General features: G+C 63.4%; 11 protein-coding genes. 10 read left to right on the plus strand and 1 reads right to left on the minus strand.

Annotation, left to right across the window (positions count from 1 at the left end):
* The first annotated feature begins 4 nt into the window (after positions 1–4).
* Complete coding sequence (locus WC704_RS17005) at positions 5–490, plus strand: hypothetical protein (protein ID WP_372892088.1); 486 nt, start codon at positions 5–7, stop codon at positions 488–490.
* Between the two features lie 449 nt (positions 491–939).
* Here WC704_RS17005 and WC704_RS17010 read toward each other — a convergent pair whose 3' ends face one another.
* Positions 940–1281 carry a hypothetical protein gene (locus WC704_RS17010; RefSeq protein ID WP_372892090.1) on the minus strand — a complete coding sequence of 114 codons (342 nt, stop codon included), beginning with the start codon at positions 1279–1281 and terminating at the stop codon, positions 940–942.
* An 84-nt stretch (positions 1282–1365) separates the two neighbouring features.
* Between WC704_RS17010 and WC704_RS17015 the strand changes: the two genes are divergently transcribed.
* From WC704_RS17015 to WC704_RS17055, 9 genes are all read left to right on the plus strand, one after another.
* On the plus strand, positions 1366–2667 hold the full coding sequence (locus tag WC704_RS17015) for a terminase large subunit domain-containing protein (protein ID WP_372892092.1): 1302 nt from the start codon (positions 1366–1368) through the stop codon (positions 2665–2667).
* A gap of 3 nt (positions 2668–2670) precedes the next feature.
* Positions 2671–2859 (plus strand): hypothetical protein, encoded by a 189-nt coding sequence (locus WC704_RS17020; RefSeq protein ID WP_372892094.1) that lies wholly within the window; start codon positions 2671–2673, stop codon positions 2857–2859.
* Positions 2859–5087, plus strand: a complete 2229-nt coding sequence (locus WC704_RS17025) for a hypothetical protein (protein WP_372892096.1) — start codon at positions 2859–2861, stop codon at positions 5085–5087. The genes WC704_RS17020 and WC704_RS17025 overlap by 1 nt, the downstream gene beginning before the upstream one ends.
* Positions 5088–5196: 109 nt before the next feature.
* On the plus strand, positions 5197–5712 hold the full coding sequence (locus WC704_RS17030) for a hypothetical protein (RefSeq protein WP_372892098.1): 516 nt from the start codon (positions 5197–5199) through the stop codon (positions 5710–5712).
* Positions 5709–6986, plus strand: coding sequence for a hypothetical protein (locus WC704_RS17035; RefSeq protein ID WP_372892100.1), 1278 nt, complete (start codon positions 5709–5711; stop codon positions 6984–6986). The genes WC704_RS17030 and WC704_RS17035 overlap by 4 nt, the downstream gene beginning before the upstream one ends.
* The gene (locus WC704_RS17040; protein ID WP_372892102.1) at positions 6983–7960 is read left to right on the plus strand and encodes a hypothetical protein; all 978 of its coding nucleotides are present in this window, start codon (positions 6983–6985) and stop codon (positions 7958–7960) included. Before WC704_RS17035 ends, WC704_RS17040 begins: the two co-directional genes overlap by 4 nt.
* 9 nt (positions 7961–7969) lie before the next feature.
* A complete protein-coding gene (locus tag WC704_RS17045) occupies positions 7970–8617 on the plus strand; it encodes a hypothetical protein (RefSeq protein WP_372892104.1) in 648 nt (215 codons plus the stop codon).
* A gap of 1 nt (position 8618) precedes the next feature.
* Positions 8619–8798 (plus strand): hypothetical protein, encoded by a 180-nt coding sequence (locus WC704_RS17050; RefSeq protein WP_372892106.1) that lies wholly within the window; start codon positions 8619–8621, stop codon positions 8796–8798.
* The gene (locus tag WC704_RS17055) at positions 8795–9025 is read left to right on the plus strand and encodes a hypothetical protein (RefSeq protein WP_372892108.1); all 231 of its coding nucleotides are present in this window, start codon (positions 8795–8797) and stop codon (positions 9023–9025) included. Before WC704_RS17050 ends, WC704_RS17055 begins: the two co-directional genes overlap by 4 nt.
* Positions 9026–9028: the final 3 nt, after the last annotated feature.

Here is a 9028-nt window from a genome sequence, read left to right on the forward strand (position 1 = left end):
CCACGTGGCTCTATCGAAATCACTCCGCAAGTTCATCAACGCAGAAATGCAGGCGGCAGATTTCCATTGCGAGCAGTCGAAGTTGACCCGATCCGAAGCCCGCTTCGTGGGCCTAGCCGGTCAGAAAATGATCGCCGTACACCGCCCATCGTGGCCGGACTTTCTCTGCATGGTTGATCAGCAGATAGTCGGGGTCGAAGTAAAGGCCGGCGCCGACTGGTTCAGTGATAACCAACGCCGAACATTCGACATCCTCGAAAACAGCGGGGCACTGTCGATATACGTATGGGACGAGTGGAACCCAAAAAAGTTGATCGCCTGGAAGCGCGCGCGCACCAGCGATTACCTGCGCCATCGTAGAAATCTACAAGACCAAGCAGCACGCAAGCTGGAGGCGAAGAACGCCAGCAGGGAAAGCCGGGCCGCTGAATCCCGGCAGTCGGGGCCTCAAGCCAGCCCGGTTTATCTGGTAAAGCGCCAGCAACCATAAACACCGAAGTTGGGGGATGCCCCCATGGCCTAAGCACCGACCGCACAGAGGCGAGGGCTTATGCAAAAAGGTGATAAACGGCACGCTTTTTATTCAAATCCGCTTTCCTAGCGGTTGGGACTCTTTTTCCTGGATATCCTGTTGATAAGTCAACTGCACAAGACAAGTTGCCGAAGATCCACGACAGTGAGCGAAGCGAATAGGAGGCCGAAGGCCGAAACGCCTTGCCGGCGCAATGTCAGCAGGCCGACACGAAGCCTGAGCAGCACAGCAGTCAGAACAACGGCAACGATCCTCTTTCGGACAACCGCTGTTGACTCCATTGCAGGGATCGAAGAAGCCAGCGTACACTCACCTCGCCGCCATCTCCCGGTCGCGGCACGCTGACCCAGGCTACGGACGTCCTCCCTCGTCCGCTGCATACGCCGGATCAGCACTCGCCCGCTGACTTAACCATCAGCGGGTTTTTCTGTTACAGTCGGGCCTCGATAGTTTCTGACTATGGAGCGCGCGACCATGAAGGGATCGAAGAAGGGCAAGAAGGGCGGCATGAAGGTGCCGAAGATGCCCGGCAAGAAGTGCTGATAAACAGCAAACAGTCGTTTACTGCCGATGCCAGCGCCTAAAGGCACGATCCCCCCAGGCGGGTCACGGAAGGGGCGCCCCAACAAGTCAACGCAGAACGCGCGAGAAGCAATTGCAGCGTTTGTCGAGGGCAATGTCGGGCGTCTGAACGGGTGGCTTGAGAAGATCGCTGACGACGATCCGCAAGCGGCATTCAGATGCTTCATGGACGTGGTCGAGTATCACATCCCGAAACTAGCCCGGCAGGAAGTCACCGGCGCTAACGGCGGCCCGCAGCGGATGGAGCTTGGATGGCAAACGCAGCAGACGCCGCCGAAGTCATCCGAGTAGAGATTCCCTACTCGCCGCGTGCCATCTGGATGGATTGGCACGAGAACCGTACGCGCGAGTCATGTGTAGTCGCGCATCGCAGAGCTGGCAAGACGGTGTCGGTCGTCAACGAGATGATCAAGTCTGCGCTGACGTGCCCGCTGATCGATCCCCGGACAGCCTACATCGCTCCAACGTACGCGCAGGCCAAGCGCATCGCGTGGGACTACGCCAAGCGGTATGCGCTGGTGATTCCTGGCGCCAAAGCGAACGAGGCGGAACTGCGTATTGACCTCCCAAACGGCGGGCGCTTCCAGTTGCTTGGGCAGGACAACCCGGACAGCCTGCGCGGCAGCTACTACGACGACGTAGCGTGCGACGAATATCAGATGTGGCACCCGCGCGTGTTCGGCGAGATCATCCGTCCGGCACTGGCTGACCGAAAAGGACGCGCGGTGTTCAGCGGCACGCCGGCAGGCACCGAGAATCCGCTGTACGAGGTCTACGACCGCTTGCAGAAGGCAGGGAGCTACGTCCGCATCCACCGGGCATCTGAAACGCACCTGGTCGACGCTGGCGAGCTTGAATCGGCGCAGAAGTCGATGTCTGCGGAGCAGTACTCCAGCGAGTTCGAGTGCAGCTGGTCATCCTCGATCATCGGCAGCATCTACGGCCGCGACCTGGACGCGCTCGAAAAGGCGGGGCGCCTGCGTTCGCTGCCGATCCTGCCGGATGTCCCGGTAGACGTGGCATTCGACCTTGGGCGCGGTGACGCCACTGCACTGTGGTTCGTGCAGGAGGTCGGCCCGGAGATCCGCATCGTCGATCACTACGAGAACAATGGGCACGACATCACGCACTACGTCGGTGTGATGGAAGATCGGCGCCGGCAGCATGGGTTTCAGTGGGGAACGCTGCTGCTTCCGCACGACGCTACGCACCGGCACATGACAGGCGACAGCGTGCAGGTGACGCTGGACAAGATGCGCTACGCCACGCACATCTGCCCCAAGGGAAACCCGTCGCAAGAGGTGCACTCGGTCCGCATCATGTTGCGCTCGACGTGGTTCGACCCTGACCGCTGCGCCTACGGTGTAAAGTGCCTGCGCAACTACCGGTACGAGTACAACGACGAGCGCAAGTCGTTCTACGACAAGCCCGTCCACGACTGGACGAGCCACACGGCTGACGCGCTGCGCGTGTATGCGGTCAACCGCTCCCGTGTGGTGCGCCGCGATGCATGGGGCGCGTCCTTTACCCAACCGACCTACAGACTGGCCTGAACTATGAGCATTGAACTGACGAACCGCGTGCGGATGCTGGAAGTCGAGATGAAGGAATTGCGCGAGCGCATCAGCGACCTGTGCGAGATCGTGAACAACACGCCGCAGCCAATCGACGACCTTGGTCAGCCCAAGCGCGGCCCCGGACGCCCGCGCAAGGATGCGACGCTGCACCTGCCCGGTAACGTGTGATGTACGACGATGATCTGCCAGGCGGCGAGCAGCAGGACCAGGCGCGCAAGCTGGAGGAGCTGAAGAACCGCATCCAGACGCAGATCGACGACTGCGAGTCGTTCATCGACAGCGAGCTGGTCGAGTTCCGATCGAAGGCGAGCGACCTGTACTACGGCCGCCCGTACGGCGACGAGATCGAAGGCTATTCCACCGTCGTCAGCCGCGACGTGATGGAGACGATCGAGTGGATTCTCGCGCAGCTCCTGCGCATCTTCACCGGCGACAGGTTCTGCGAGTTCGAGCCGTTCGGGCCGGAGGACGTGGAAGGCAGCGAGCAGCAGACCGACTACGTCAACCATGTGCTGATGCAGGACTGCAACGGCGCGCTGCTGATGTACGACTGGTTCAAGGAAGCGCTGATGCACCGCACGTCGGTCGTGCACTGGGGGTACTGCGACTACTACGAGCCGGTCTACGAGACGTACACGGGCATCGATGACAAGGCGCTGCAAGGAATCATGTCCGAGCCTGATGTGCAGATGATCGAGCACAGCATGCGCGTCGTCGTCGTGCCGCAGCCGCCGATGATGACGCCGCAGGGTCCGCAGCCGGCACCGCCGATGCCGATGCAGTTGCACGACATCCGCGTGCGCAAGGTCAAGAGCGAACGCAAGCTCAAGATCGAGGCGATTCCGGGCGAGGAGTTCATCATCACGACCGACGCTCGGTCGATTGATGAGGCGACTCTCGTCGGCCACAAGTCGCGGCGCACGAAGTCGGACCTGCTGAAAGAGGGCATCCCCGCGGACATCGTCGACAACCTGAGCGGCGACGAGGCGACGGACCTGAACGACGAGCAGGCGCTCGCCCGCAGCGTGGACAACACGCGCTCGGTCAACGAGCCGAGCGACGAGGAGCATTACTGGCTGTACACCGTCTACGTGAAGTTCGACATGGACGGCGACGGCATGGACGAGCGTCTGCGCGTGCGCTACGTCGGCAAGGAGATCGTCGACATCGATCATGCGATGGAGGCGCCGTACGCCGATATCTGCCCGATCCGCACTCCGCACCGCTTCATCGGCCTGAGCTACACGGATGTCGTCGAGGACATCCAGCGCATCAAGACGGTGCTGTGGCGGCAGGGACTCGATAACCTGTACCTGACGAACAAGCCGCAGCGCGAGGCGGTGGAAGGTCAGGTGAATCTGAACGATCTGACACAGGCCAAGGTTGGCGGCGTCATTCGCGTGAAGCAGGCCGGCATGGTGCGCGACATGCAGGTTCCGTCCGCGTTGCCGCAGACGCTGCAAATGGTGCAGTACATCGACAACGTGCGCGAGGAACGTACGGGCACGTCGGCCGCATCACAGGGACGCGACGCAGACCAGATCCACGAGACAGCGTCCGGAATGGCGCAGATGGTCAGCCAGGCGCAGATGCGCGTGGAGTTGGTGGCGCGACTGTTCGCGGAAGGTGGCCTGAAACGCCTGTTCATCGGCCTGTACAACGCCATCACGCGCAACCAGGACCCGGCGCGCATGGTGCGCCTGCGTGGCAAGTGGGTGAAGATCGACCCGACCGAGTGGCGCGAGCGCAACAACGCCAAGGTGACGGTCGGCCTCGGCGTCGGCACGAAGGATTCGCAGCTCAAGAGCTTGGGCGGCATCCTGACGATGCAGCTCGACATGCTGCAACGCGGCCTGCCGCTGATGACGCCGGACAAGATTCGCCACACGATGACGAAGATCATCGAGACGGCTGGCTACAGCAACGTCGATTCGTTCGTGGCGCGGCCCGAGGAAATCCCGCCGCCCCCGCCTCCGCAGCCGCCTGAGTCCATCGTCATCGCGCAGATGCAGATGCAGATCGAGGCCGACAAGCGGAAGACCGAGATGCAGCGTGCGCAGATCGACGCGCAGGTGGCAATGGCCAAGGTGCAGGCGGACGCGCAGATCAAGGTTGCGCAGATCAGGGCGGACGAGGCGAAGGCGCAGCGCGAGCATGCGCTGAAAGTCACCGAAGCCGCATCGAAGGAAAAGCAGGCCGAGGAGCAGCTCGAGCAGAACGAGCAGCAGTTCTACGACAAGCTCTTGCACGACGCAGTCATGGCACGCGAGAAGCTCGGTGCTGACGCAGCCAAGGCGCAGGCGGAAGCGGCGAAGGACGAGCAACTGATGGCAGCTTTGGGCGATGGTCCGGCGGAAGGTGCTGAACCTGAGTCGGAAGATGACGCGAAGGGCTGAAATCATCGCTCTGGCGGCGCTCAAGCGGGCACGACAGCCGTCGCCTCGAGGTGAGCAGGGGAAGCCAGGCTCTCCCGGTTCTCCGGGCGCTGACGGAACGCTGCGCGTCGTGCGCGAGGTGGTTCAGGTCCCCGCGCCGGCGCCGGAGGTCATCCACGGCACGGACGGCGTGTCGATCGAAGATGTGACCATCGATCAGCGCGGCGCGGAGCTGACGTTCGTCATCGCGCTGTCGGACGGCCGCAAGCTCAAGCGCAAGGCGACGCTGCCAAAGGGCGCAAAGGGCAGGGACGGCGCGTTCTACGTGCGCAACGGCATCAGGCAGGTCAACGACCTGTCGTACACGTCGGTCACCCAGAACACGGACGCAACGGCAACCTCGGGCCGGTTTATGTACCTGGTCGACGCCAGCGCCGGCGCGGTTACGATCACTCTGCCGGCGCTCGGCGAAACCGGCGCGGCGCAGTCCGAGTACATCGTGCAGAAGGTCGACGCATCGCCCAACGCGGTCTACGTGGCGTCGCCGTCGAACGTGAACGGTCAGGCGAGCGTCGGCGTGGTTCAGCAGCGCAGCACGATGCACGTCTACTGGTCGGATGGCGGCGAAGGATGGGTCGTCGGATGAGCAACATTCTTGACGGCGGCAGCAATGCAACGGTCGACGCATTCTCGCGACAGAAGGTGTCGATTGACGCGAACCAGACCGAGGTTCCGTACGACGACACGAACTGGGCGACGTTTGTCGATCAGGCATCGTCGGGTAGCGCGCCGGCAGCGTCGCAGGCAGACGGGCAGGTAACGGTCAGCAGTGGAACAGGCGCCAACGGCACGCGCACGGTGCTGTCGAAGGACGCGACAAAGTACCGGCTCGGCCATGAGGTCGGCTGGGGCGGCACGTTCAAGTTCGACGCGGCAGGCATCGCCAATGCTGACGTGTGGTGGGGCGCGGCAGATACGACGACGCTGACCAACGCCGTCGTATTCGGCTGGTTCAACGGCACATGGGGCGTGCGCTACCGCCGCGGCGGATCGACGATCTGGACCAAGACGACGGCCGACTGGATTGCCGGCTGGGAGACGAAGTACGGCGAGACATTCGACAAGTCATTCGATCAGATCGCACGCATCCGCGCCGGCCTGTTTGGGCATCGCGGTTTCGTTGTAGAGCTTGCCTCCCCAGTCCCCAACGATGACGGGTCTGTGCGGTGGATCAGGATCATCGATCACACCAACATCAACAACTCGACGGTCGCGGTCTTCACGAACAACGACCTGAAGCTTGGCATGGGCGTCGTAAAATCCGGCGCCGGAGCAACGAACGTCTCGATCACATCGGCGTGCCAAGCCGGCTGGGCCGCGAGCGACAAGGCGCGCATCAGCGACACGCTATCGGATCGGACGCTGGCAAGCCGCGTAGTCGCCGCACTGGTCGGTCGCACGAACGCTGGAGACTGGGTAGGCGTCAATGTCAACAACCAAGGCCGACTGTTCGTCACGAATGACAGCGTGTCCGCAACAGGCGCGGCCGCGCCGACATCGGCAACGCTGACCGGCGGCAGCGACGGCACAAACCTGCGCGCGTTTGCCACGGACGCCAGCGGGATTCAGAAGGTCCGCGACGACTACGCGCTGGGCGAGGTGCTGGCAGACCAGTCCGGCGCAGACGCGGTGCTGACGTTCACGTTCTCTGCGGAGGTCGCTGGATTCTGGGTGGCCGTCGTCGGGGACGCTGGCGTGTGCAAACTTGACCACTACGGCGGCACACCCAGCGCGACCAGCGGCATCCCGGTCGGGCCTGACGCGCCCAGCGCGGTTCTGCCAATCCCTGAACCGGCGACGGCGGTCAAGGTCTACGCGCCGACCGGGACAACGGTCACGGTCTGGGGGCACTTCCGTTGAAACTGTTTCCGATATTCGTCAAGAAGATCGTCCAGCTCATATCCGGCGGGGCAGGTACGCAGATTGCGACGGGCACGGAAACGGAGACTGACGCGCTCGCTCTGGCGATGACGCAGGATTTGGGCGGCGACGGGCAGTCGGACACGTTCTCGGCCGCGCCGTCATTGCCAATGGGAACGGACACGCATACCGACGTGATGTCGGCCACAACGTCGTCAACGCATCCGACCGGCACGGAAACAGGAACGGATGCGCTGTCCATGGCGACGACGCAGGACACCGGCACGCAGACCGACGCGATGGGTGCAGCAGTAGCAGCGCAGATCAAGTCAACGGGATCTTTCACATTTGCGGCGCCGGTCACTGGCAACTACACCATCGAATGCTGGGCTGGTGGCGCCGGCGGCGGGCAAGGCGGGTCAGGCGCGACCAATCTGGGCGGCGGTGGCGGCGGTGGCGGTGGAGGATACGCGCGCAAGGTCGTTGCCTTGACGGGCAGCACGTCATACAGCGGATTCGTCGGCGCAGCGGGCACGGGCGGCACTGGCGGCGGCACGGGCGGGACAGGCGGGGCTGGTGGCGATTCATGGTTCATCAGCACATCTGACGTGTTCGCGGCTGGCGGCACGGGCGGTGGCGGTGGCGGGACGCTTGGCGGAACGGCCGGGACGGGCGGGACGGCCAACATCGGCGACACCACATTCAACGGCGGGAATGGCGCGGCAGGAAGCCTGACCGGCGTCGGCGGCGGCGGTGGCGGTGCTGGCGACGCGAACAACGGCGGCAATGCTGCCGCGAACGTCGGCGGAACCGGTGGATCTGCCGGCGGCGGCAACGGCGGCACGAATACGGCTGGTGCCGGTTCCATTCTCGGCGGCGCCGGGGCGGGCAGCACAAACAACGCGCTCGGAACGGCCACCAACGGCGGCGTCGGCGCGCGCGGTCAGGTCAACATCACTTTCACGGCGGCATAGGAACGCGACATGAACATCATCCAGCAGCGGTACACGGGCAAGGACCACAGCGTCGTCAAGTGGCAGGGCGTCGTCACGATGCCGAAACACGACCTCGCGCGGGTGCTGCGCCGGCCGGATGACTTCATCGACGGATGGAACGTCGGCGAGGAGGACGGCAAGCTGATCCTGCTGCCACGCCCCAATCTCGTCGTTCAGGTCGGCGTGGCACGCAGCTTGGATCGGTTGTTCCAGATCAGCGGCGGTTCCGGCGTCTCGCCGCTCAACTCGCTGACGCAGGAAGTCGTCCGTATCGGCGTCGACAACGGCACGACGAACCCGACTGCCACCAGCGTCAGCAGCAACACGGGCGGCGGCACGGACACCGGCGCCAGCACGCAGACGCTGCGGACGTTCAACAGCGCCGCGACGCGGGCAAGCCTCGTCGTCAGCGCGACCGGCACCTTCAACGACCCGACGACCGGCGGCATCGGTGCGGTGAGCTACGCCATGAAGCGCCTGTTTTTCTCGGCGCACACGGCGAACATCACGAACACCACGGCAGCGGACACGGACGGCACGCTGTATTCGATGACGAACGTGTTTACGGTGGATTTCACGGGCATTGCGACGTGGAGCGCCAACTTCACCGGCACGGTAACTGGTGCGGGAACGTGACATGGCTGACATTCCCGCAACTGTCGCCGCAGTCCTGACCATCACGCCCGACAACGGAGCCGACTTGCAGGCGCTTTACGAATTGGCGCTGGCACGCATCGGGCAGGACGGGACCGTGACGAAGGATGACCAGGCCGGACACGTCGTCGTCGAAGCCACGCAACCGTCGGTGTTTTTATGACCCCCGACACCGCCAAGCGAATCCTCGTAGAACCCGGATTCCCCGAGCTGTTCGACGCGATCCGGGCCGACATGCTGTCCGAATTCTTCCACATCAAGCCGGACGACACGCCGGCCATGCAGCTTTTGAGGCTGAAACTCGACTGTTTACAGGCCGTACGGGCAAAACTGGAAAATCTGGCGTATGATTTTGACCAGTCAGTCCGCGCGACCAAGACCACCCCGTAAGGA

Source organism: Sphingomonas sp., assembly GCF_041661885.1.
In the GTDB taxonomy this organism is placed as follows: Bacteria; Pseudomonadota; Alphaproteobacteria; order Sphingomonadales; family Sphingomonadaceae; genus Sphingomonas.